We start from the raw sequence: 22,532 nt of genomic DNA, 5'->3' as shown, positions 1-22,532 counted from the left end.
TCGTCGCGGTCGGCCCGCGTGAACGGGAGGTGTGGCGATGAGCATGGCCGGTCTCGCCCTGCCGTCGGTCGATGATGGTCTGGACGAGCGGGTACGTGCGCGCCTGGACGAGGTCGATCAGCGGTTGGCGGCGGTGGTCGCGAGCGACTTCGGCTTCGTCACCGAGACCGCTCTACACCTGATCAATGCCGGAGGTAAGAGGTTCCGGCCGCTGCTCGTGGCGCTGGCCGCGGAGTTCGGTGACCCGATGGCGCCCGGCGTCGTTCCGGTGGCGGTGGTCCTCGAGCTCACTCACCTCGCCACGCTCCACCATGACGACGTGATGGACGAGGCGACGCTGCGGCGGGGCGCGCCGAGCGCGAACGTCCGGTGGAACAACACCGTCGCCATCCTCACCGGTGACTACCTCTTCGCGAAGGCGTCCGACCGGATGGTCGACCTCGGCCTGGAGGCGGTCCGAATCCAGGCGCAGATGTTCGCGCGGTTGGTCGAGGGGCAGATCCGCGAGACCCTCGGGCCCTCCGACGGGCAGGACCCGCTGGAGCACTACCTCAGGGTGTTGGCAGACAAGACGGGTTCGCTGATCGCCACCTCGGCCCGGCTCGGCGCGAAGCTCGCGGGGGCGCCGGCTGAGATCGAGCGGGTGGTGACGGAGTTCGGGGAGAAGGTCGGCGTCGCGTTCCAGCTCTCCGACGACATCCTCGACATCGCCAGCGACTCCGACCAGTCAGGCAAGACGCCGGGCACCGACCTGCGGGAGGGCATCCCAACGCTGCCGGTGCTGCTGGCCCAACGCTCGCAGGAGGCGGTTGACGGGCGGCTCCGCGAGCTGCTCTCGGCGCCGCTCGGCGAGGACGGCCGGCACGCCGAGGCGCTGGCCCTGCTGCGAGCCCATCCGGCAATGGCCGAGGCCCGGACGATCGTCCAGCAGTGGGCCGACGACGCGCGCGCCACCTTGGCCGGCTTGCCGGACATCCCTGCCCGGCATGCGCTGGCCGGCCTGTGCGACCTGGTGGTCTCGCGTACCGGCTGAAAGGTATGTGGCCGTGCCTCGGCGAAGTTGATCAAAGGTCCCGGCTCTGCCCCGGAATGACCACGTATACGTGATCATTCCGGGGTCGATCGCCAATGATCGTTCGTCGATCATGATGCCGATCCGGGTCACGTTCTCCTTCCGACGGCGAGACTGGCCAGGAGTTCGGTCGTTCGCGCCTGTTCGATGGCCGGACCGATCGGGATCGCCAGCAGTTCGGTCGCGCCGGCATCGGCGAGTCGCCGGATCTGGCGTACGACGGAAGTCTCGTCGCCGGCGATGACGGTGTCCTGCGGGCCGGCCGCGCCCTCACGGTCGAAGATGGCGCGGTACGCGGGTACGTCCACGGCCGCACCGAACTGCTCGCCGACCTCAGCCCGGCGACCCGCTTCGTCGGAGGTCACGCACACGAACGACTGGGCAACCACCCGCGGGTCCGGTCGGCCGGCTTCGGCGGCGGCGCGGGTGATCGTGGGGACGATGTAGTCGGCGAGGGTAGCTGGTCCCGCCCAGATCGAGATCGTGCCGTCAGCGAGTTCACCGGCGATCCGGAGCATGGCCGGGCCGAGCGTGCCGATCAGGAGCGACGGCGGCGTGGCGCCCGGCGCGTCGATCGCTCCGACGGCCTTGAGCGTCTCGCCTTGATAGGACACGCGCTCGCCGCGCAGCAGCGGTGCCAGCGCGGAGAGGTACTCGCGCAGGTGCCGAGCCGGCCGGTCGAAGGAGTAGCCGAACTGATCCTCGATGATGTATCGATGGCTGACTCCCAGGCCAAGGTTCAGCCGGTTACCCGAGCTTGCCTGGACAGTGAGCGCCTGGCTGGCGAGCATGAGCGGATGGCGGGGGTACGTGGGTACGACCGAGGTCCCGAGTTCGATGTCGGGAACCTCCCGGCCGACGGCCGCCAGGCTCGTGAGGGCGTCCCAGCTGGTGCGCTGGCCCAGCCAGGCCGCGTCGAATCCGGCCTTGCCGGCGGCGCGGGCGGCCTCGACGATCGCATCGACGGACACGTCTAGTTCATTGACCGGTGATCTTGCGCGCAAGCCCGGTCCTTCAGGGCGGGGTTAGCGCATCTCTGGACTGCTCTGACCCGAGGGTTAGAGGGGGCGTTGTTGCTGCTCGATGTACTGGCGGATGATCGCCAAGGGTGCTCCGCCGCACGATGCGGCGAAGTATGAGGGCGACCAGAAGTGTCCGTGCATGGTTGCCCGGTTCAGGCGGCCGGTGAACTCCTTCCGCAGGTATCGGGAGGACACGCCCTTGAGGCTGTTCACCAGGTTCGACACGGCCACCTTGGGCGGGTAGCACACCAGCAGGTGCACGTGGTCGGACTCGCCGTTGAACTCCCTCAGCTCTGCTTCGAAGTCCTCGCAGACCTTGCGCATGGTCTCTTCGCAACGCGTCAGCATCTGGTCGTCCAGGACGCCGCGCCGGTACTTCGTCACGAAGACCAAATGAACGTGCATCGCCGAAACCACATGTCTGCCACGCCGATACTCAGTCTCTACAGCCATAGACCAAATGATACGATCATGCTCGTGCAGCTCCGATACAACTACCGGGTCTACCCGAATGCCCCGCAGCGCCGTGCGCTGGCCCAGGCGTTCGGGTGCGCCCGCGTGGTCTTCAACGACGGGCTTCGGGCCCGTCAGGAAGCCCACGCCGCCGGGCTGGCGTACCTCAAGGACACCGACCTTCAAAAGCAGGTCATCACCGCCGCCAAGCAAACCCCGGAGCGAGCGTGGCTGGCGGACGTGTCCTCGGTGGTGTTGGTCCAGTCGCTCCGCGACCTGCACGCCGCGTACCGGAACTTCTTCTCCTCCCTCACCGGCAAGCGCAAGGGGCCAAAGGTTGCGCTGCCCCGTTTGAAGTCCCGCAAGGACCGCAAGCAGTCGATCCGACTCACGGCGAATGGGTTCAGCCTCCGGCCGAACGGTCGCCTGTACGTGGCGAAGGTTGGCGATCTGCGGGTGAGGTGGTCCCGTACGCTCCCCTCGGCCCCGACATCGGTCACGGTCACTATGGACGCTTCCGGGCGGTACTGGTGCTCGTTCGTCGTGGACGCCGATCCGGACATCCTGCCCGAACTGGACACGGACACCGGGATGGACCTTGGCCTGAACCACTTCGCCGTCCTCGCCGACGGCCGCAAGGTCGATTCGCCGAAGTTCCTGCGCCGAGCCGAGAAGAAGCTCAAGCGCATGCAGAAGGCCCTTAGTCGCAAGGCCAAGGGCAGCAACAACCGTGACAAGGCCCGGAAGAAGGTCGCACGCCAGCATGCCCGTGTGGCGGACCGGCGCCGAGACTGGCAGCACAAGCTCTCCACCCAGATCATCCGCGACAACCAAGCGGTGTTCGTGGAGACGCTTTCCGCCAGGGGCCTTGGCCGTACCCGGCTCGCCAAGTCCGTGCACGACGCCGGATGGGCGCGGTTCGTGGCCATGCTGGAGTACAAGGCTGTCAAGCACGGCCGGACCTTCGCCAAGGTGGACCGGGCCTTCCCGTCGTCGCAAGTCTGCTCTGCCTGCGGCTTCCGGGACGGGCCCAAGCCCCTCCACGTCCGCGCGTGGACGTGCGAGAACTGCGGCACCATGCACGACCGCGACCACAACGCAGCAAAGAACGTCCTGTTCGAAGGACGTCGGATCGTCGCCGCCGGACGGGCGGAGACGCAAAACGCCCCGCCGAGCGCAGGTAAGACCAGGATGCCAGTCCCGGCACAGCGCGTTGAAGCAGGAACCCACCAAGACCCGCAGATGCGGGTAGTAGGAATCCAGGTCCTTTAGGGCCTGGAGGACGTCAAGAAGATTCCGATCCGCATCTGGTCCTGTCTTTCATTCGTAAGCACGGCGGAGCAGGGCCCGATCGGCGTCAGCGGACTCACTGAACAGCTCGATCGCCCGGGGAGCCACGGCGCTGATCGCCTTGGCAGCTGGGGATTTCTCGGGTTCGAAGGCTCGGCGCACCGTGGTTGCCAGCAGGTCCGCTCGGCGTTCGAGGTCGAACCGCTTCTGGTTTCCGTAGAAGGCGTCTGTCAGCAGGAAGCCGTGGAGCACCGCGTGGAAGGCGTGTGAGAGTTCGTCGACACTGAGGTCAGAGCGCAGCAGGCCGTGGTCGACGAGCAGGCGTAGGTAGTCGTCGAACGCCGCGTGATGGCGGGGGTCCTGCGCGTCGTGGAGCGCCTTGCCGAGCTTGCCGAGGACCTGCGGGTCACCGGTGTAGAGGGCGCACAGCAAGGGGCGGTTCATGACGCCCAGGAACTGCGTGCGGGTCAGCCGGTGCAGCAATGCGGTCTGCGGGTCTTCCCGGATGGCATCGACGAGCTGGTCGATCGAGGCGATGACCTCGCGTTGCAGGACGGCGAGAAAGAGCGCCTCGCGGGTCTTCCAGTGCAGGTAGATGGTGCCCTTGCCGATGCCGGCCTCTTCGGCGATGTCGTCGACGGTTACCCGGCGATAACCCCACCGCTGCAGGAGATCCGCAGCGGCGTCGAGGATGCGTTCGGCTCGTGCTGAGCGGCGGGCGGGATCGCTGGTCTGGGTGGTGCGGGGCGACATGCTGGCCAGCATATGACCAGATTTGAAATCTGGTCAAAGGTCAAGCGTCAAGACAAGGCCCATCTACGGAGTTCCCTACGTGAGTCCGCCCCTACGTGAGCCCGCCGGCTAGGAGTTTCGGGACGCGGCCTTGAACGCCGCCCTGCGCGCGGCTTTGGCGATCTTCTTGTCGGAGTGGTGCGCGCCGATCATCGACAGAACGTCGTACGCGGACGGATGCGGCAGGCGCCACATGGCCTCGAAGACGTCCTGCTCCTGGCCCGGAGGTATCGCCCGTCGAAGCCGCTCGACCATCTCCTCCGGCTTGTCGGGGTCGGTGGCCGCGAGAACGTCGATGGCGAGCCATCCCAGATCAGCTCGCTCGACTTCGAGACCGGGCAGTGTCTGTGGGGGCTCTACGCCGCCGAGGCGGGTCAGTGCGATCTTGGCGTACGGCCGAAGCTCGAGCTGAGTAAGGGCCTCCCGCCAGTCCGGCTCGGCGACGGCCCCGAGATCGGTGGCGATCGAGGTGGCAATGACGCGGGTCGCCGGAGTGCCCGACCGGGCAGCGTCGAGCAACTCGCGCACCGCGTCCTCGGGGCCGCGTAGTTCCAGCCAGGCCGCGATCTCCTCGGCGAGTTCCTCCGGAGAGCTCACCTCAGCTACCGCGGCCAGGTCCGCCGCGGTCATCTCCTCCACAAGTGGGAACACGGGGACGTCCACGCCGAACTGGCCCAGCTGGTTTCGCACGGCCCACAGCCCGAGTGGAGTGAGCCGCGCGTCGTCGCCGTCGAAGTCGACCGCTCCGAGTTCCTCGAGCCGGGCCAGCAGAGTACGCGCGGGGTCGCCATGGGTTTTGAGCCAGGACTGCCAGGCCTTGCGCGCCGCGGAGGGTGCGAGGTGTGACGTCGCCAGGTCGCGGACCCGCTCGCTCGCCTCTCCCATGGGCAGGCCTGTCCCGCCCGCGAGAAACAGCATGATCGCGACCGGTGCGCCAACGCCGTCGAGGGCAAGCCTGCTGTGGCTCTGGAGGTCAGCGTCTGAGGCGACTGCGGAAATGACCTCGCCGAGGGAGGTTTCCCAGATCTCCAGGACGTCCTCGTCGTCGCCGTCGGGCCAGTCCTCAAGCCGGTCAGCGGCCCATACCTGGTGATCGGTGGAATTGAGAAAGTCGAGCGTGAGGGCGATGTCCCAGAGACGGCAGAGCTCCGGGATGTCGCGCATTCGCCGAACCGCGGGGGCGGGAGGCATGAGGGGCAGGACGGCTTGAGCCTCCGCCTGCTTCATGGGCACCGGAATACCGAGCGCTTCGGCGGCCGTGACCGTGTCAGGTCCGGTCAGCCCGCCACTACTGGGGTCGAGGTCGCGACCGTCGCCGATCCAGAGCACCAGCTCCCGCACTCGGGAAAGGGCCCGGCTGGTGCGCGCTGCCGCCGCGAGCTCGGACTCCGCCTGCAGCCGGATCGGGGGCATCCGCTCCGGAAGCCCGAGTGCCTCCCTCGGATCAAGGGCGCCAAGCTGAATGTCGGGCCGACGCGGTTCTTGGCCCGCGTTGTAGTTCTGCCGCCAGCGTTCGATCGCAGCCTCGTCGGAGAGGTCCACACCGTCGGCGATCATCCCCTGGGCGATGGAGCGTCCAGGGCCCCAGCCGGCTGGATCCATCACCGCGTCTATGAAGCGGCCCTCGATGCCCCCGACTTCGCGCTCCAGGCGCTGGACCTTCTTCGCCGGAAGGCGTTTTGTGTCGGCGAGAAAGGCGAGCAGTGCACGGATGGTGGGGATCGTCTCGGCGACGTCCTCCTGCTTCTGTGTGACCACCTTGCGGGGATAGAGGTCGAGGAGGAGTTCTTCGAGGTTGCCGGGCACGAGCTCGCCCGGGTCATCGATGCCCAGGTAATCCCGCATGAGCTCCAGCAGGAGCCTGGCCTCGCCCACATCGCCGGTCGGCTTGCCGTCAACCCGGTCGCGCCATTGGCTGAAGTCGTTCAGGAACTCCTCGGCTCGCATGGTGGTCAAAGCTAGCGGGTCCGATCAGGGCACGGGGACGCCCCGCGGCGACAGATCCTCCGGTTTGGCGAAGGTGCCCTCGCGGCGGATCGCGTGCCAGCGCAGCGGTGCACCCACCAACGCCGTCACGACGGACTGGATCACGACGAGATACATCAGCTGGCGATACACGAACTGCTGCAGCGGCAGGGTCCACAACGGTGTGAGGCGTTCGCCGTCCAGCCGGAGCGCGTACGCCCCGATGAAGAGCTGCACGACAAGGAACGCCGCCCAGACGCCGAGCACCCGCACCGGTTCACCGAACAGCAAGCCGTACATCGCGAACACGTCGACGGCAGGAGCGAGCAGCGGTAGCGCCACCTGGAACACCGCCAGGTAGGGCAGGGCCCGACGCCCGAACCGCCCCGCGGGCCCGCGTTCGACCAGAGCCCGCCGGTGTTTCCACATCGACTGCAGCGTTCCGTAGCACCAGCGGTAGCGCTGGCGCCACAACTGTCGTAGCGAGCTCGGTGCCTCGGTCCATGCCTGGGCGCTTTCCTCGTAGACCACCCGCCAACCCGCTCGACAGATCGCCATGGTGAGGTCGGTGTCCTCGGCGAGCGTGTTGGCACTGATCGGGCCCGCAGTGCCGGTCCTGCTGCGTGCCGGCGCGCCCATCCCCGCCGCACTGTCGAGCGCCTGCCGGCGGAAGGCGCCGATCGCGCCAGGCACGGTCGGCATGCATTCGAGGACGTCGAACATCCGGCGGTCCAGGTTGAACCCGATGACGTACTCGATGTGCTGCCAGCGTCCCAGGATGCCGCCGGCGTTCCCGACCTTGGTGTTGCCGCTCACCGCGCCGACCGCGGGGTCGGCGAAATGCGGGACCAGGCGTTCGATGGTGTCGGGCTGAAAGACCGTGTCACCGTCGATCAGGATCAGGATGTCGTGCCTGGCATGCGCGATTCCGGTGTTGAGTGCGGCCGGCTTGCCAGCATTGGCCTGCCGGATGACGGTGACGCCCCGCAGTCCGAGCCGGGCCGCGATCGCCGCGGTGTTGTCGGTCGAGCCGTCGTCGACCACGATCACCTCGACCTCGCCCGGGTAGCGGGTGTGGACGAGTGAACGGACCGTGGCGGCGATCCCGGCCGCCTCGTTGTATGCGGGTACGACGACCGAGACGGGCGGGGGGTAGCGCCATCGCAGGGTTCCGGATCGGGCCCTCGTACCGCGGGTCCTGCGTACGTGCAGGCGAGCGAACCCGGCCAGGATGAACACCCGGGCCAGGGTGAGAACCCCCGCGATCGCCAGCGCGAAGGTGAGCCCGACAGCGGTGGCCCGACCGATCTGCTGCGCACCGATGAGGGTCAGCCCCGTCATGCGCTCCGGGACGCTCACGGGTGTGCTGGTGTCGGGCAGGCTCAACCCGTCAGACAGGGTGGTGAAGCGGTACCCCTGGTGGTCGAGCCGGGTCAGCAGGCGGTCGACCGCGGCCACGGTCGCCTTCCGGTCGCCGCCGGAATCGTGGAGTAGGACCACCGCGCCGCGCTGGTCGGATGGCTCCGCCGCGGTCACGATCTGCTCGGGCGTACGCCCAGACCAGTCACGGGTGTCATGGTCGGCGAATACGACCAGGTAGCCGTCGCGGCTCACGGCCCGCGCCGCGGCGTACTCCGGTCCGGACAGGCCGGACGGCGTCGAGGAGTACGGCGGCCGGACCAGCCGGGTGTGCTCGCCGACGGCGCCCGCGAGTGCCTTCTGGGTAAGGGCCAGCTCGAGTTGGCGTTGCCAGGGCGGGAGCGCACCGAGGTCGACGTGGGTATAGGTGTGCGATCCGAGTTCGTGCCCCTCGGCGACGATCCGCCGGGTCAGGTCCGGGTGCGTGGCCACCTTCGAACCAAGGACGAAGAACGTCGCCCGGGCCCGGTGCCGGCGGAGTACCTCGAGGATCTCCGGCGTCCAGCGGGGATCGGGCCCGTCATCGAAGGTGAGTGCGATCGTTCGGTCCGGCATGCCGGCGCTGGAGGGACGGTCACCGCTGAGGTCGACCACCGGCCGGGCGTTGTCGAGAGCGGGGCCGCTCGGCTGGGTGGCGCGCGGCGTCGAGACGGAAAGGTCGCCCCAGCTTCGCTGCACGTACCCCTCGATCAGCAGGACCCCGATGAGCGCGGCGAGCAGGAGACAGACGAGCGTCCAGTGGTGGCGTGGCTCCCGGAGCCGGATGTGTCGTGCCACCTCAGCGCGGAGGGAGGAGTTCGCCGGCGGAACGGGTGATCGGCGCGGGGGAGTTGCTGGCGCGACCGCGTGGATTGGGTGGCTTCGGGGACTGCCCGCGCCCGCGCCGGCCCTGGGTCTTGGTGGGTGTCGGGGTGGGCTTCGCCGTGGGGGTGGCGGTCGGAGCCCTGCTGGGCTCACGCGTGCCCCTCGGCGCGGGTGCTGGACTGCGCGAGGGCGAGGGAGAGGGAGAGGGAGAGGGCGAGGTCCGCGTCGTCGGCTCGTCGTCTCTGGCCGGGGCGGAGTGGGTGTCGCCCTTGCGTTGCTCCCGACCGCTCGGGGTCGCACTGGGGGAAGGGGTCGCGCGGGGACTGGAACTGGACTCTGGGTCGCGCAGGCTCCACGGAGTCGGTGTAAGTCCGGAGCCGGTGAAGAGGCTCACACAGAACAGCGTCAGTGCCACGACGAGAACGCCGCCGAGCGCGACGCCCACCCGGCGGAGCAGGCGGTGCCGGCGTCCGGAGTCGTCGACGAACACCGCGTGCTTTCCCGCCGACTGCCTTCTCACGGCGGTCGAGTCTAGGAGTTGATCGCCGCGGTCGCCTGACGAACAACGAATACCGGACGCGATATCAACTGCCGGCTACCTTGCGCTCCCGCAGGGTGGCGAGATCCTGTGGCGTGTCGACGTCGTCGGGGGAACCGACATCGTCGCAGGGCACCTGGGTGAGGAGTTCGGGGTGGGCCCGGAGGTACGCGCGGGCGCCCAGGTCCCCTTCGGCAAGCGCGGCGACCTCCGCCCACACCGCGCGTCCGAGCAGGACCGGGTTGCGGGGTTGGCCGTCGTACGTCGCCACGGCGACCGTCGCGCCCTCCTGGTACGCCGTGAGCAGCCGGCGGACCGCCGCGGCGGTGACCAACGGCTGGTCCACCAGCGCGACCACCACCGCCTCGACCTCCGGCGACAGGGAAGCGAGGCCGGTACGCAGGGAGGAGCCCATGCCGCTCGCCCAGGCTGGGTTGTGGACCGGGGTCGCCTCGGCGAGGTCGGCGGTGACGAGGATCTCGTCGTACGCCGCACCGAGTACGACGTGGACAGGCGCGCATCCCGCGCCCGTGAGAAGGGCGACGCCGCGTTCGACGAGGAGCTGGCCGTCGAAAGGCACCAGCGCCTTGGGCTGGCCAAGCCGCCGTCCAGCACCCGCGGCGAGCAGCAACCCACCAACCCTCATCGCCGGGCCAACCCGGCTTGGTCGTCGCGCATGCACCTCACCGTAGTGCGCCGGCCACCGGTCAGCGCCGAGGTGCCGGCATAGGAAACTGGGCGCCATGCGCGTCTCCTCCCTCCACGTCTACCCGATCAAGGGATGCCGCGGCACCGACGTCACGCAGCTGCGAGCGGAGCTGTGGGGGCCGGCCGACGACCGGCGGTGGATGGTGGTCGACGGGACGGGCCGCTTCCTGAGCCAGCGGGAGCATCCCGCGTTGGCTCGCGTGACGCCCCGTCTGATCACTGGCGGGGTGGAGGTGAGCGCGGACGGGTTCGGATCGCTCGCGGTGCGGGAGCCGCGCCCGACGCCCGCGACCCTCGTGCCGGTCCGGGTGTGGAAGGCCAGCTTCGCGGCGGTGGAGGCCGGGCGCGAGGCGCATGAGTGGTTCTCGGCGTACCTCGGCGCGGCGGTACGCCTGGTGTGGCTGGACGATCCGGCTCGTCGCCCGCTGAACGCGACGTACGGCACCCAGGCCGCGTTCGCTGACGGCTATCCGCTCCTGGTCACCACGGACGGATCGCTGGCCGCCCTGAACGACTGGCTGGTCGAGGCGGGGGAGGAGCCGGTGCCCATGGCCAGGTTCCGCCCGAACCTGGTGGTGTCAGGTGCGCCCGCCTGGGACGAGGACCGCTGGGCCGGCCTACGGCTCCCCGGCCTCTCGCTGCGGACGACCAAGCCCTGCGGGCGCTGCGTGGTCACGACAACCGACCAGGTCACTGGCGAACGACAGGGGCAGCAACCGCTGGCGATGCTGGCCCGGCGCCGGAGGTTCGGCAAAGACGCGGTGTTCGGGATGAACCTGGCGCCGGTCGCGCCTGGAATCGTGCGGGTCGGCGACCCGGTGGACGCGAGCGACCGGATGGACGCGAGCCCGCCGGCCTGACCACGCGGGTCAGACCGTCGGGCTCACATTCAAAAAAACTCAGTCCTTCCAGACGCAGGCGACCGCCGGGCGGGGCTGGTCGCCGTACGGCCAGTGCGAAGCCGGCTGCTCAGGCGTGGCGCCGTCGATCTCGCCCGGGTGCTGGACCGCGACGAACACGGTCCGCTGGTCCTGGCTCACGATCGGGCCGCAGGTCTCGGCACCGAGCGGCACTGTCAGGAACTGCTTGACGTGCCCGCGCTCGGGTCCCTTCACCGGTGTGGCGAAGAGGCCGTCGTTCGAGCCGAGCGCGTTGCCGTCGGTGGCGATCCAGAGGTTCCCCGCCGCGTCGAACGCCACGTTGTCGGGGCAGGAGATCGGGCTGACCTTCGACTTGTCGTACCCACCGAAGTAGGTCGAGGGGTCGTTCGGGTCACCGCACACGAGGAAGAGCCGCCAGTCGAACCTCAGCGAACCGGCGTCGCCCCGGGACTCGTCGATCTCCACGATGTGGCCGTGCTTGTTCGCCGGCCGCGGGTTGGCCTCGTCGACCTGGGAGGCGGTGCGGCTGGAGTTGTTGGTGCACACCATGTAGACCGAGCCGGTGACCGGGTTGCGCTCGACGTCCTCGGGCCGGTCCATCTTTGTTGGGCTCACCTTGTCAGCCGCGAGCCGGGTGTTGACCAGCACCTCGGCGACCGACATCCCGGGGACGTACGACTTCTTGTCGCTGGTCAGCGGGATCCACCCACCGATGCCGTCGTACTCGCCATCAGCGGTGCCGTCGCCGGTGAACTTCGCGACGTAGAGCGTTCCGGCGTCGAGCAGGCTCATGTTGTGCCGGTGGATCGTCGCGCTGCTCCCGCGCTTGTAACGGTCCCGCGACACGAACTTGTAGAGGTAGTCGAAGCGCTCGTCGTCACCGAGGTAGGCCACCGCCCGGCCGTCGGCGGCGAGGGTGACCGTGGCGCCCTCGTGCTTGAACCGGCCGAGCATCGTGCGCTTGCGCGGCGTGGAGTCGGGGTCGTAGGGGTCGAGCTCGACGATCCAGCCGAACCGGTTGGCCTCGTGCGGGTTCTTCGTCAGGTCGAAGCGCTCGTCGACCCGCGCCCAGGACTTGCCGGCCGCGGGGCCGGTGGGCAGGCCGTATCGTTTGAACGCGTCGACGTACGCCGGGTCGATGGCTCCGGAGGCCTCGAAGTACTGGTTGAAGTTCTCCTCACCGTGCAGGGTCGTGCCCCACGGAGTCGTGCCACCCGCGCAGTCGTTGAGGGTGCCGAGGACCCGACGCCCGGTCGGGTCGGCCTTGGTGGTGAGCAGCTCGTGGCCCGCGGCCGGGCCGGTGACGACGAACGGCGTGGTCGCCGTGAGCCGCCGGTTGAACGAACGCCGGCCAGAGGTCACGAGCTTCCAGCGTCCGGTCTGGCCGACCCGCTCGATCTCGACGACGCTCACGCCGTGTGCGGCCATCGCGATCTGGAGCTGCTCCAGCGAGGCGGCCTTGCCGTCCGTCCAGCCGCGGAACATCAGGATCTCGTCGGTGTACTCGTGGTTGACGATGAGCAGCGCGCGCTCCTGACCGGTGCGGCTCCTGCCCAGCGGAAGGATCGTCGAGTAGTCGCAGTTGTAGCCGAACTGCTTGGCCTGCGCGGCGGGCGTCTGGTGCTCGAAGTCGAACGCCGGAGCCGACGGCACCACCGGGTCACCCCAGGCGGCGACCACAGCCTGCTGGAAGCCGCGCGGCACCACGAGCGCGTCCTGCTTGTTCGGGGCGACGGGCTCGAAGTCGAGGCTGTCGACGCGGGTGCCGAGCGGGCGCGTGGAGCCCTCAGGCTGCGGAGGTGCGGCGGCGGCCGCCGGGCCAGCGGCGAGGGCGCCCCCGGCGCTGAGCACAAGCGCGCCGGCGGCACTGCCCTTGAGGAGTGAACGCCGGGAGACCGCGGCCGCGACGACATCACCGAAGTACGGGTTGTCGGTCGGGTTGGGCACCGGGTGGTCACAGGCGTTCCCGCAGCGGAACGTGCACGTCATCCGGCTGCGAGAGCCATGTGGGGTGAGCAGAGGAAGGAGACGCTTCATCGTCGGGGCACTCCTGGTGCTTGGCTGACGTCTTCGGCGCGAACCTAAGGGGTTCCGACGAGCGTGCCACGACGCCAATCTGAACACGGGGTGACACGGAGGAAGCGAGCGTACGACGACAAGATCGCGGCTGACGGAACGACGAGGTGCGGTGACGTTCTGTTTGGATAGAGCTGCGTTCACAGGCATCAACGGGGATCCGGTCAGCGACGAGCACGACGGGTTTGCCCCCAGGGGCTGCGCGACGGCGCTCGGGTGAGGAGGATATCGGGCGTGGATTCGGCTCTGGAGATCGCAACGCGCGTCACCACCGCCTATCGGCGGGTGCCCGGCTTGGCTTTCGCCTACGGTCAGGGTCCGGTGGTCGCGGGATTCACCCACGACTCAGACCTCGACCTGATCATGGTCTGGGATGGCAGCGCACCACCCCGTAACCGCTCCACGGCGATGAAGGACCTGCACAACGGGCCTGGCAAGCCGATCCAGTACGATTATCCAGGCTTCGCGCTGGACAGGTTCTGGGTCAACGGCCAGCAGATCGAGGTCTCCCACAAGACGCACGACACGTTCTGCGGCTGGATCCGCGACATCCGTTCCGGATGGGGTTGGGAGGACACCGACCCGTCGATGGCGTTGTACTCCGTGGCGGGCTTCGCCTACGGCCGGGTGTTCACCGACGACGGCCGTGCTGCCGAGGCCCGGACCGACCTCACGACGTTCCCTCCGCTGCTGATCGAACGCTCCCGGGCCGTCCTCGCGGCCGAACTCCCGTCGTACGACCGCGACCTCGCCGGATGTGCGCGGCGCGGCGACGGGTTGCTCTTCCACGAGATCCTGAGCAAGGTGCTCCGCCACGCGCTCGTGGCGTGGTTCTCGGCGGAGCACCGCTACTGCCCGCATCCGAAATGGCTGCAGCACTGGGTGGCGAGGTTCGGGATGGACCCCGGGATCGCCGGGCTCGAACGCTCGTTGTGGGTGCCGGTGACGCTCGGGCGCCGGCGGGAGGTCTTCGTGGCGATGGCCGAGCGGATCCTCGCGCTGGACTGAGTTGGGCTTTTGTGTGGCTGCCCTGTGGGGGCGGCGGCAGCCCGCTCAGCGGGCCGGCGTCGACGCCGGGACCGTGCCCGGCTCGGTCAGGGACACCCGGCGCCGCCGGCGGATGCCGTCCCAGGTGAAGATGACGAGGGCCAACCAGACAATGCCGAATCCGACCAGCCGTCCAGGTGGCATCGGCTCGCGGAAGACGAGAACGCCGAGCAGGAGCTGCAGGGTCGGCGCGATGTACTGCAGGAGCCCCAGCATGGTGAGCGAAACCCTGGTGGCCGCGGCGGCGAACATCAGCAGCGGGATCGCCGTGACGACACCCGCGCCGGCGAGGAGGAACGCCTTGCCCCCGCCGGTGTGGCCGAAGGCGGCCGTACCGTTCAGCTGGAGCCAGACCAGATAGCCGAGCGCCAGGGGAGCGGCCACCGTCGTCTCCACGGCGAGGCTCTCGATGGCGCCGACCGCCGCCTTCTTCTTGCAGAACGCGTACGCCGTGAACGTCAGCGCCAGCGTGAACGCCACCCACGGCGGGCGGCCATAGTCCAGCGTCAGCACCACCACCGCGACCGTCGCGACCCCCATCGCGAGCCACTGCACGCGGTTCAGGCGTTCGCCCAGCACGAGGACGCCAACCAGCACGGTGACGAGCGGATTGATGTAGTAGCCGAGCGCGGTCTCCACGACGTGGCCGGCGTTGACGGCCCAGATGTAGGTGCCCCAGTTCCCGGCGATGATCAGGGACGCGATCGCGAGGAGACCGATACTGCGCGGGCGGGTGCGCAGTGCGGCCCACCATCCTCGACGCGGCCGCACGCAGAGGAGTACGGCGACGAAGGCGAGCGACCAGGTCATGCGGTGCGCGAGGATCTCGACGGCACCGGCGGGTTGGAGGAGTGGCCAGTAGACGGGGAAGAGGCCCCAGATGGTGTAGGCGGCGGCACCAAAGATCAACCCTCGGCGATGCTCGTCCACGGTCAGCAGATTACGCAGCCGTTAAGTGATCAGACGAATCCGCGCCCGCGCGGTCTCGAACTCCGAGACCCGCTTGGACCCACGGAGGGGTTCGATCCATGCGAGCTCCAGGTCCCCCTTGGGTGGGGAGCCAAATGATCACGTAAACGTGGTCATTGCCTGCCTCGCATGGTGTCGACGCCATGCAAGGCATGCAGTAGCCACGTATACGTGGTCATTTGGACTCGCAGATCAACTTCGCCGGAGCCGCGGGCCATGATCGTGAAGGCGCAGCCTCATGTCGTGGGCTCCGGCTGCCTTCACGAGGCCGAGACGGCGCTCAGGCGTCCGCGCCGACGGTCCAGGTGTCGGAGCCCCGGAGCAGATCCCCGAGGTCGGCGGCGCCACCGGCACCAGCGGCCGCCAGCTGCTCGCGGACCTGGTCGTCGTACGTCGGCCGCTCCACCTGGCGGAAGATCCCCATCGGCGAACGGACCAGCGACTCCTGGTCGGCGAGCCGGGACAGCCCGAACGCCGTCGTCGGGTCGTCGGCGTGCGCATCGTGCACGAGTACCGCGTCCTCGCCCACCTCGGCGACCCGGCCCACCCGCAGCGTGCCGGTGCCCGGATCGCGGACGACACCGAGCTCGCCGTCGCGCCCGAACCTGATCGGCTTGCGGTGTTCGAGCCGGATCAGCGCCTCGTCCCGGGTGTCCTTGGACTTGAGGACATCGAACGCACCGTCGTTGTAGATGTTGCAGTTCTGGTAGATCTCGACGAGCGCGGTGCCCCGGTGGGCGACCGCCGCCCGCAGCACCGAGGTCAGGTGCTGCCGGTCGCTGTCGAGCGTCCGCCCGACGAACGTCGCCTCGGCGCCCAGCGCCAGCGAGACGGGGTTGAACGGCGCGTCCAGCGACCCCAGCGGGGTCGACTTGGTGACCTTGCCCAGCTCGGAGGTGGGGGAGTACTGCCCCTTGGTCAGGCCGTAGATCCGGTTGTTGAAGAGCAGGATCTTGAGGTTGACGTTGCGCCGCAGGGCATGGATGAGGTGGTTACCGCCGATCGACAACCCGTCGCCGTCACCGGTGACGACCCACACCGACAGGTCGGGCCGCGAGGTCGCGAGCCCGGTGGCGATCGCCGGGGCGCGACCGTGGATGCCGTGAACGCCGTAGGTGTTGAGGTAGTACGGGAACCGGCTCGAGCAGCCGATGCCCGACACGAAGACGACGTTCTCCCGCTGGACCCCCAGCTCGGGCAGGAACCCCTGCACGGCGGCGAGGATCGCGTAGTCACCGCAGCCCGGGCACCAGCGCACCTCCTGGTCGGAGGTGAAGTCCTTGCGGTTCTGAGGGGCATCAGCGGTGGGTACGCCGCGGAGCCCCGGAACTGGCAGGTCGATGGTGCTCATCGGGTCGGAACCTCCACGTCTGCGCCGGGTTCGCTGCTGCAGCCGTTGCCGTTGCCGTTGCCGTTGCCGCTCCCGGTTGCGGGCCCGAACCCGTGGCCGTTGGTCAGGCCGGTCGCGGCCGCCGGGTGGGTCTCGGGGTCGAGGGACTCAACCAGCTCGGTGATCGCACCGGTGAGTTCGGCCGCACTGAACGGCAGCCCGCGGACGCGGTTGTAGCTCACGATGTCCACGAGGTATTTGGCGCGCAGGATCATGGACAGCTGGCCGAGGTTCATCTCGGGGACCAGCACCCGGTCGTAGGACCGCAGGACCTCGCCGAGGTCGGGCGGGAGCGGGTTGAGGTGGCGTAGGTGTGCCTGTGCCACCGGTACGCCGTTCTCCCGGACCGCCCGGCAGGCCGCGCCGATCGGGCCGTACGTCGAGCCCCAGCCGAGCACCAGCACCCGGGCGTCGTTCGTCGGGTCGTCGACCTCGAGCGGCGGAACGGTCCGGGCGATCCCGTCGACCTTGGCCTGGCGGGTGCGGACCATGAACTCGTGGTTGGCCGCGTCGTAGGAGATGTTGCCGTGGCCGTCAGCCTTCTCCAGACCGCCGATGCGGTGTTCGAGGCCGGGGGTGCCGGGCACCGCCCAGGGCCGGGCCAGGGTTTCGGGGTCGCGTTTGTACGGCCAGAAGACGTGGTCGCCGTTCTCGGTCTCGTGGTTGGGCTCGGTGGCGAACTCGACCTTGATCTCGGGAAGCTCCGCGACCTTCGGGATCCGCCAGGGCTCCGAACCGTTGGCGAGGTAGCCGTCGGAGAGCAGGATGACCGGCGTGCGGTAAGTGGCCGCGATCCGTACCGCCTCGATCGCGGCGTCGAAGCAGTCGGCGGGCGACTGGGCGGCGATGACCGGGACCGGCGCCTCGCCGTTCCTGCCGTACATCGCCTGCAGCAGGTCGGCCTGCTCGGTCTTGGTCGGCAAACCCGTCGACGGGCCGGCCCGCTGGATGTCGCAGATCACGAGCGGCAGCTCGAGGGTCACGGCGAGGCCGATGGTTTCGGACTTCAGTGACATTCCGGGCCCGGACGTGGTGGTCACGCCGAGCGCTCCACCGAACGCCGCTCCGAGGGCCGCGCCGACACCGGCGATCTCGTCCTCGGCCTGGAAGGTCGTGACACCGAACTTCTTGTGCTTGCTCAGCTCGTGCAGGACATCGCTTGCCGGGGTGATGGGGTAGGAGCCGAGGAACATCGGGAGGCCGGCCCGCTGCGCACCGGTGATCAGGCCGTAGGCGAGGGCGAGGTTGCCGGAGATGTTGCGGTAGAGCCCGGCCTTCATCTCGGCGGGACGCACCTGGTAGGAGACCGCGAACGCCTCGGCGGTCTCGCCGAAGTTCCACCCGGCCTTGAACGCCGCGATGTTGGCGTCGCGGATGGCGGGCTTGCGGCCGAACTTGGCCTGCAGGAACGAGATCGTCGAGTCGGTCGGGCGGTTGTAGAGCCAGGAGACCAGGCCGAGGGCGTACATGTTCTTGGCCCGGCTGGCGTCCTTGCGGGACAGCCCGCCCTGATCGTCGCCGAGGGCGGCCTTGATCGCCTCAGTCGTCATGCTCGTCAGAGCGAACGCGTGCGTCTGGTAGGCGTCGAGGGAGCCGTCCTGGAGCGGACTGGACTGGTAGCCGACCTTGGAGAGGTTGCGCTTGGTGAACTCGTCGGAGTCGACGATCACGGTGGCCCCGCGGGGCAGCTCGGGGAGGTTGGCCTTCAGAGCGGCGGGGTTCATCGCGACGAGGACGTCAGGGGCGTCCCCTGGAGTGAGGATGTCGTGGTCGGCGAAGTGGATCTGGAACGACGAGACCCCGGGCAGTGTGCCGGCCGGGGCCCGAATCTCCGCCGGGAAGTTGGGTAATGTCGACAGGTCGTTTCCGAACAATGCGGTTTCTTGAGTGAAGCGGTCACCGGCCAGTTGCATGCCGTCACCGGAGTCTCCGGCGAATCGGATGATGACACGGTCGACCTGCAGGACCTGTTTGGTCACCGGGCGAACGACCTCCTCAACGCCGCGAAGGGGGTTTAACTTTCCGCCTTCCTGGCGGCGTATTTCCATGTCGTGCTTCTATGCTACGTCCCGGGTCGTTGCGCGCTGCGGCGCGACTCCACTTTGGAACGCCGTCGCAGCGCGCGTGTCGACTGTAACCCTCGGTGTTCCGGGCTACAGGCGGATCGGCAAGTCCGACCAGCAGGTCCCCGCTGGGGTGCGAGTGAGACGTCCAGCGGCAGCGCGTGACAGGGAGGAGCCCATCGATGCGACGTCCGGTGTGGACGGTGGCGACCGCGCTCGTGGCCGCCATGACAGTGGGCGCGTGTAGTTCTCTTCCGCTCCCCGGAAGATCCGGAGGCGAGGGGTCGCCAACCCCGAGGCGTACGTCGACGGCCTACAACGAGTCGCAGGACGCCGCCGCCAAGGCGCCCGCACCCGCGGTCTCCGGCGCCCAGACCGGCGGCACCCTCACCATCCTCTCCTCCAACTCGCCGCACACGTTCGACCCGACGCAGGTCTACCACCTCGACACGATGGCGATCATGAAGCTCGTCGCGCGCGGGCTCACCCAGACCATCTACCGCGACGGCGACCCGGTGCTCGTGCCCGACATGGCGACCGACCTCGGCCGGCCCAACGCCGACTTCACCCGGTGGGAGTTCACGCTCCGGGACGGGCTGAAGTACGAAGACGGGTCGCCGGTGAAGGCCGCCGACGTGGCGTACTCCATCAAGCGGCAGTTCGCCCAGGATGAGCTCTCCGGAGGGCCCACCTACGGCCTTGACTACTACCTCGGCGGCGACAGCTACCAGGGTCCCTACAAGGACGGCGACGACTTCGAGGCGGTGGAGACGCCCGACGACAAGACCATCATCGTCAAGATGCGCAAGCCGTTCCCGTCGATGCGTTATTACGTCTCCCTCCCGACGTTCGCGGCCATCCCGAAGGCCAAGGACACCCGGTCCGATTACTCCAAGCACCCGCTGTCGACCGGCCCGTACAAATTCAAGGGCGACTGGAACGGCAAGGAACTCACCCTCGTCAAGAACGCTGAGTGGGATCCCAAGACCGATCCGGGCCGGCATCAGTTCGTCGATTCGTTCGCGTTCACATTCGGCCTGGACGAAAACGAGATCCAGAAGCGGATCATCGCCAACAAGGGCGATGACCAGGAGGCGCTGGGTTACAACAACATCCTCGCCGCCAATTACGAGGCGATTCGCGGAACGGGCGCCGAGAAACGCCTGAAGGTCGGTCCGGCTCCGTGCATCACGTACATGTGGATGGACACCCGCAAGATCCCCCTGCCGGTCCGCCGGGCGGTCGCGAAGGCGTGGCCGCTCGAGTCCGAGAACAAGGCGAACGGCGCCGTCCCGGGGCTCACCTGGCAGCCGGGTACGACCATCATGCCGTCGGCAACGCCGGGCTGGCTGGAGCACGACAGCATCGGCAACAAGGGCGAGGGCGACGGCGATCCGGTCGCGGCGAAGAAGCAGCTCGAGGAGGCCGGGCAGGTCGGCTTTGAGCTGTCGTTCTACTACTCCGCCGACGACGAGATCCAGACGAAGGTCGCGGAGGTGCGCAAGGCGGCCCTGACGAAGGCGGGGTTCAGCGTCAAGAGCCTCGCGGCGCCGTCCTCGCTCGCCCGTGAACTCTCCGACGACTCGATCCGGCCGGCGAACCTGCGTTCGGGAAGCTGGTGCCTCGACTGGGGTGCGGGTGACTCGGTGCTCCCGGCGATCCTCGACGGTAAGAAGGCCAACCTTCCGGGCGCGCCGATCCCGTCGTTCCTCAACGTCAAGGACGTCAACGACGAGATCGAACGAATCAGCGCGCTGCCGGCCGAGAAGGCCCTCGACGAATGGGGCCAGCTGGACGCGATGATCATGGACGAGTACCTCCCCGTCGTTCCGCTGGGAGAGAGCGGCACCACCGTTCTGTACGGCTCGAAGGTGAGCAACGTCATCATCGACACCGTGGGCGGAATGCCCGACTACACCCAGATCTACGTCAAGAAATAGGTCCTGGACGGCGAGCCTCGGCCGTACCGGGGTAGCCCCGCGAGGAGGCATCGGCCCCGCCGAGTTTCCCGCCAGCCCGTGAGCAACTCTCGATCCAGACCAAGATCATTTCGGGGAAGTGGCCCACGCTATTTGCGGAACGTGGGCCACTTCCCCGAAATGATCTTGAGCGCAGCGGTTTGTCTCACCGACTGGACTGCTGACGGCTTGGTTCATGATCAACTTGCACAAATCGTCCAGAATCCGCGCGGGGCGTGGGCGATTTCTGCAAGTTGATCATGGTCCGGTTCCCGCTCAATCAGGTCCATGCAACCTGTCGGGCAGAGGTTTTGAATAAGCCCACCGGGTCCCCGCTCACACCACCGGCGAGCCACCTACAAAGCACTAGGCGGGTTCGGTGTCGAGGAGGCGCTGGAGGAACTGCCGGGTCCGGGGTTCCGCTGGATTGTCGAGCACCTGCTCGGGGCGGCCCTGCTCGAGGATCACGCCACGGTCGAGGAAGCACACCCGGTCGGCGACCCGCCGGGCGAAGCCCATCTCGTGGGTGGCGATCACCATCGTCATGCCGTCGCCCTTGAGGTCGCTCACCAGCGCCAGGACCTCGCCGACGAGTTCGGGGTCGAGGGCCGAGGTGACCTCGTCGAAGAGCATCAGCCTGGGGGAGTTGACCAGGGCTCGCACGATCGCGGCCCGCTGCTGCTGCCCGCCGGAGAGCCGGTCGGGGTACTCCCGGGCCTTGCCGGCCAGACCGACCCGGTCGAGGAGGTCGAGGGCCGCCTGCTCCGCTTCCGCCCGCGCCCGCCGGTGGACCCGGCGGGGCGCGAGCGTGATGTTGTCGAGCACGGTCAGGTGCGGAAAGAGGTTGAACGCCTGGAAGACGATGCCGATCCGCTGCCGGACCGCATCGGCGTTCACCCGCGGGTCGGTGATGTCGTCGCCGTCGAGGTGGATCGTGCCGTCGTCGACCCGCTCCAGCAGGTTGACGCAGCGGAGCAGGGTCGACTTGCCCGAGCCCGACGCGCCGATGAGGACGACCACCTCGTGTTCGTGGACGGCGAGGTCGATGCCGCGCAGCACGGGGGTCCGGTCGCGGCCCTTGCCGAAGGTCTTCCAGACGCCCCGGCAGTCCAGGACCGGGCGGGTCGGGTCGGCCGGGTTGGTCGGGTCGGTCGAGTCGGCAGGGCTAGCCGAGTCAGCGGTGGGCGCGGCCATCATGCGGCTCCTTCGGCCGACTGCCGGCGCGCGGCGCGCAGGGTCACCCAGTCGGTGACCGCGACCAGCGGGATCGCCAGCGCGATGAAGAGCGCCCCGGCGACGACGTACGGCGTGAAGTTGTAGGTGTTGCCGACGGCGATCTCGGCCGCCCGGACTGCGTCGATCGGCCCGGCCAGCGAGATCAGCCCGACGTCCTTCTGCATCGCGACGAGGTCGTTGAGCAGTGGCGGGCTGACCCGGCGTACCGCCTGCGGCAGGATCACGAACCGCATCGTCTGCCGGTAGCTCAGCCCCAGGGATCGCGCCGCCGCCCGCTGGCTCGGGTGGACCGACTCGATGCCGGCGCGGAAGACCTCGGCGAGATAGGAGCTGTACGTCAGGACGATCGCCGCGCCGCCCAGCACCAGCACGCCCGGAGTGCCCTGCAGCCGGAGGCCGGGGACCCCGAGCGCCATCAGGTAGATCACGATGATGAGGGGTACGCCGCGGAAGGCATACGTGTAGCTCGTCGCGAGCGCCCGCACCGGAAAGAACATCGGCCCGCGCAGGGTGCGAAGGAACGCGATCAGGAGGCCGAGCACCAGGGCGCTGGCCGCGCAGACCACCAGCAGCCGGAGGTTCAGCCAGAGCCCGTCGAGGATGCGCGGCAGCGACTCGCGGGCGACGTCAGGATCGAGGAACGACTCGCGCACGCGGTCCCATCCGGGTGCGCCGGTGATGGCGAGGAGCAGAAGCGTCCCGACGACGGCGGTCGACAACGCGGCGACCAGGACCGAACGCACGGTCTGCCGCTGGTGGTACCGCTCGCGCTCGCGCTGCAGCGGGCTCGGCGGCGGGATTCCGTCCGCGAGCGGTAGCTGGCTCGGCATGGGGCGACCTCGATACCGG

General features: G+C 68.7%; 18 protein-coding genes. 5 read left to right on the top strand and 13 right to left on the bottom strand.

Annotated elements, in window-relative coordinates; all coding sequences use genetic code 11:
- Positions 1-37: 37 nt before the first annotated feature.
- On the top strand, positions 38-1,033 hold the full coding sequence (locus B141_RS0127350) for a polyprenyl synthetase family protein (RefSeq protein ID WP_020578380.1): 996 nt from the start codon (positions 38-40) through the stop codon (positions 1,031-1,033).
- Positions 1,034-1,161: 128 nt separating this feature from the next.
- Here the strand turns inward: B141_RS0127350 and B141_RS0127345 are convergent, their stop codons facing one another.
- Entirely contained in the window at positions 1,162-2,043 is an 882-nt protein-coding gene (locus B141_RS0127345; RefSeq protein ID WP_020578379.1) for a TIGR03564 family F420-dependent LLM class oxidoreductase, read from the bottom strand.
- A gap of 87 nt (positions 2,044-2,130) precedes the next feature.
- Positions 2,131-2,547 carry an IS200/IS605 family transposase gene (gene tnpA / locus B141_RS0127340; protein WP_084678555.1) on the bottom strand — a complete coding sequence of 139 codons (417 nt, stop codon included), beginning with the start codon at positions 2,545-2,547 and terminating at the stop codon, positions 2,131-2,133.
- Here tnpA and B141_RS0127335 point away from each other — a divergent pair.
- The gene (locus B141_RS0127335) at positions 2,488-3,819 is read left to right on the top strand and encodes an RNA-guided endonuclease InsQ/TnpB family protein (RefSeq protein ID WP_237742823.1); all 1,332 of its coding nucleotides are present in this window, start codon (positions 2,488-2,490) and stop codon (positions 3,817-3,819) included. The genes tnpA and B141_RS0127335 overlap by 60 nt on opposite strands.
- A gap of 48 nt (positions 3,820-3,867) precedes the next feature.
- Here B141_RS0127335 and B141_RS0127330 read toward each other — a convergent pair whose 3' ends face one another.
- From B141_RS0127330 to B141_RS43035, 5 genes are all read right to left on the bottom strand, one after another.
- Positions 3,868-4,590, bottom strand: a complete 723-nt coding sequence (locus tag B141_RS0127330) for a TetR/AcrR family transcriptional regulator (RefSeq protein WP_026257614.1) — start codon at positions 4,588-4,590, stop codon at positions 3,868-3,870.
- 108 nt (positions 4,591-4,698) lie between these two features.
- Positions 4,699-6,576: a hypothetical protein gene (locus B141_RS0127325; protein ID WP_020578375.1), complete on the bottom strand. Its 1,878-nt coding sequence runs from the start codon at positions 6,574-6,576 to the stop codon at positions 4,699-4,701.
- Between the two features lie 24 nt (positions 6,577-6,600).
- Positions 6,601-8,790, bottom strand: a complete 2,190-nt coding sequence (locus B141_RS0127320; RefSeq protein ID WP_020578374.1) for a bifunctional polysaccharide deacetylase/glycosyltransferase family 2 protein — start codon at positions 8,788-8,790, stop codon at positions 6,601-6,603.
- Between the two features lies 1 nt (position 8,791).
- Positions 8,792-9,337 carry a hypothetical protein gene (locus tag B141_RS49730; protein WP_157181326.1) on the bottom strand — a complete coding sequence of 182 codons (546 nt, stop codon included), beginning with the start codon at positions 9,335-9,337 and terminating at the stop codon, positions 8,792-8,794.
- 64 nt (positions 9,338-9,401) lie between these two features.
- On the bottom strand, positions 9,402-10,100 hold the full coding sequence (locus B141_RS43035) for a nucleotidyltransferase family protein (protein WP_157181325.1): 699 nt from the start codon (positions 10,098-10,100) through the stop codon (positions 9,402-9,404).
- Here B141_RS43035 and B141_RS0127310 point away from each other — a divergent pair.
- Entirely contained in the window at positions 10,099-10,923 is an 825-nt protein-coding gene (locus B141_RS0127310; protein ID WP_020578372.1) for an MOSC domain-containing protein, read from the top strand. The two genes, B141_RS43035 and B141_RS0127310, sit on opposite strands and share 2 nt — an antisense overlap.
- Before the next feature lie 39 nt (positions 10,924-10,962).
- On the opposite strand, the gene B141_RS0127305 is transcribed toward B141_RS0127310, so the two are convergent.
- Positions 10,963-12,981: a PhoX family protein gene (locus B141_RS0127305; RefSeq protein ID WP_020578371.1), complete on the bottom strand. Its 2,019-nt coding sequence runs from the start codon at positions 12,979-12,981 to the stop codon at positions 10,963-10,965.
- A 273-nt stretch (positions 12,982-13,254) separates the two neighbouring features.
- Between B141_RS0127305 and B141_RS0127300 the strand changes: the two genes are divergently transcribed.
- On the top strand, positions 13,255-14,028 hold the full coding sequence (locus B141_RS0127300; RefSeq protein WP_020578370.1) for a DUF4037 domain-containing protein: 774 nt from the start codon (positions 13,255-13,257) through the stop codon (positions 14,026-14,028).
- A gap of 45 nt (positions 14,029-14,073) precedes the next feature.
- Here B141_RS0127300 and rarD read toward each other — a convergent pair whose 3' ends face one another.
- The 3 genes from rarD to B141_RS0127285 form a co-directional block, all read right to left on the bottom strand.
- Positions 14,074-14,997: an EamA family transporter RarD gene (gene rarD / locus B141_RS43030; RefSeq protein WP_040422433.1), complete on the bottom strand. Its 924-nt coding sequence runs from the start codon at positions 14,995-14,997 to the stop codon at positions 14,074-14,076.
- Between the two features lie 319 nt (positions 14,998-15,316).
- Positions 15,317-16,387, bottom strand: a complete 1,071-nt coding sequence (locus B141_RS0127290) for a 2-oxoacid:ferredoxin oxidoreductase subunit beta (protein WP_020578368.1) — start codon at positions 16,385-16,387, stop codon at positions 15,317-15,319.
- Entirely contained in the window at positions 16,384-18,405 is a 2,022-nt protein-coding gene (locus tag B141_RS0127285) for a 2-oxoacid:acceptor oxidoreductase subunit alpha (protein ID WP_020578367.1), read from the bottom strand. The genes B141_RS0127290 and B141_RS0127285 overlap by 4 nt, the downstream gene beginning before the upstream one ends.
- 266 nt (positions 18,406-18,671) lie before the next feature.
- Here B141_RS0127285 and B141_RS43025 point away from each other — a divergent pair, with 266 nt between their 5' ends.
- A complete protein-coding gene (locus B141_RS43025; RefSeq protein ID WP_020578366.1) occupies positions 18,672-20,429 on the top strand; it encodes an ABC transporter substrate-binding protein in 1,758 nt (585 codons plus the stop codon).
- 384 nt (positions 20,430-20,813) lie between these two features.
- On the opposite strand, the gene B141_RS0127275 is transcribed toward B141_RS43025, so the two are convergent.
- Both B141_RS0127275 and B141_RS0127270 read right to left on the bottom strand, forming a co-directional pair.
- Positions 20,814-21,641, bottom strand: coding sequence for an amino acid ABC transporter ATP-binding protein (locus B141_RS0127275; protein WP_020578365.1), 828 nt, complete (start codon positions 21,639-21,641; stop codon positions 20,814-20,816).
- Positions 21,641-22,513, bottom strand: coding sequence for an amino acid ABC transporter permease (locus tag B141_RS0127270; protein ID WP_020578364.1), 873 nt, complete (start codon positions 22,511-22,513; stop codon positions 21,641-21,643). Before B141_RS0127270 ends, B141_RS0127275 begins: the two co-directional genes overlap by 1 nt.
- Positions 22,514-22,532 lie beyond the last annotated feature (19 nt).

The organism is Actinopolymorpha alba DSM 45243, from assembly GCF_000373925.1.
GTDB classification, from domain to species: Bacteria; Actinomycetota; Actinomycetes; order Propionibacteriales; family Actinopolymorphaceae; genus Actinopolymorpha; species Actinopolymorpha alba.
This window is presented reverse-complemented; position numbering and strand designations above follow the sequence as displayed.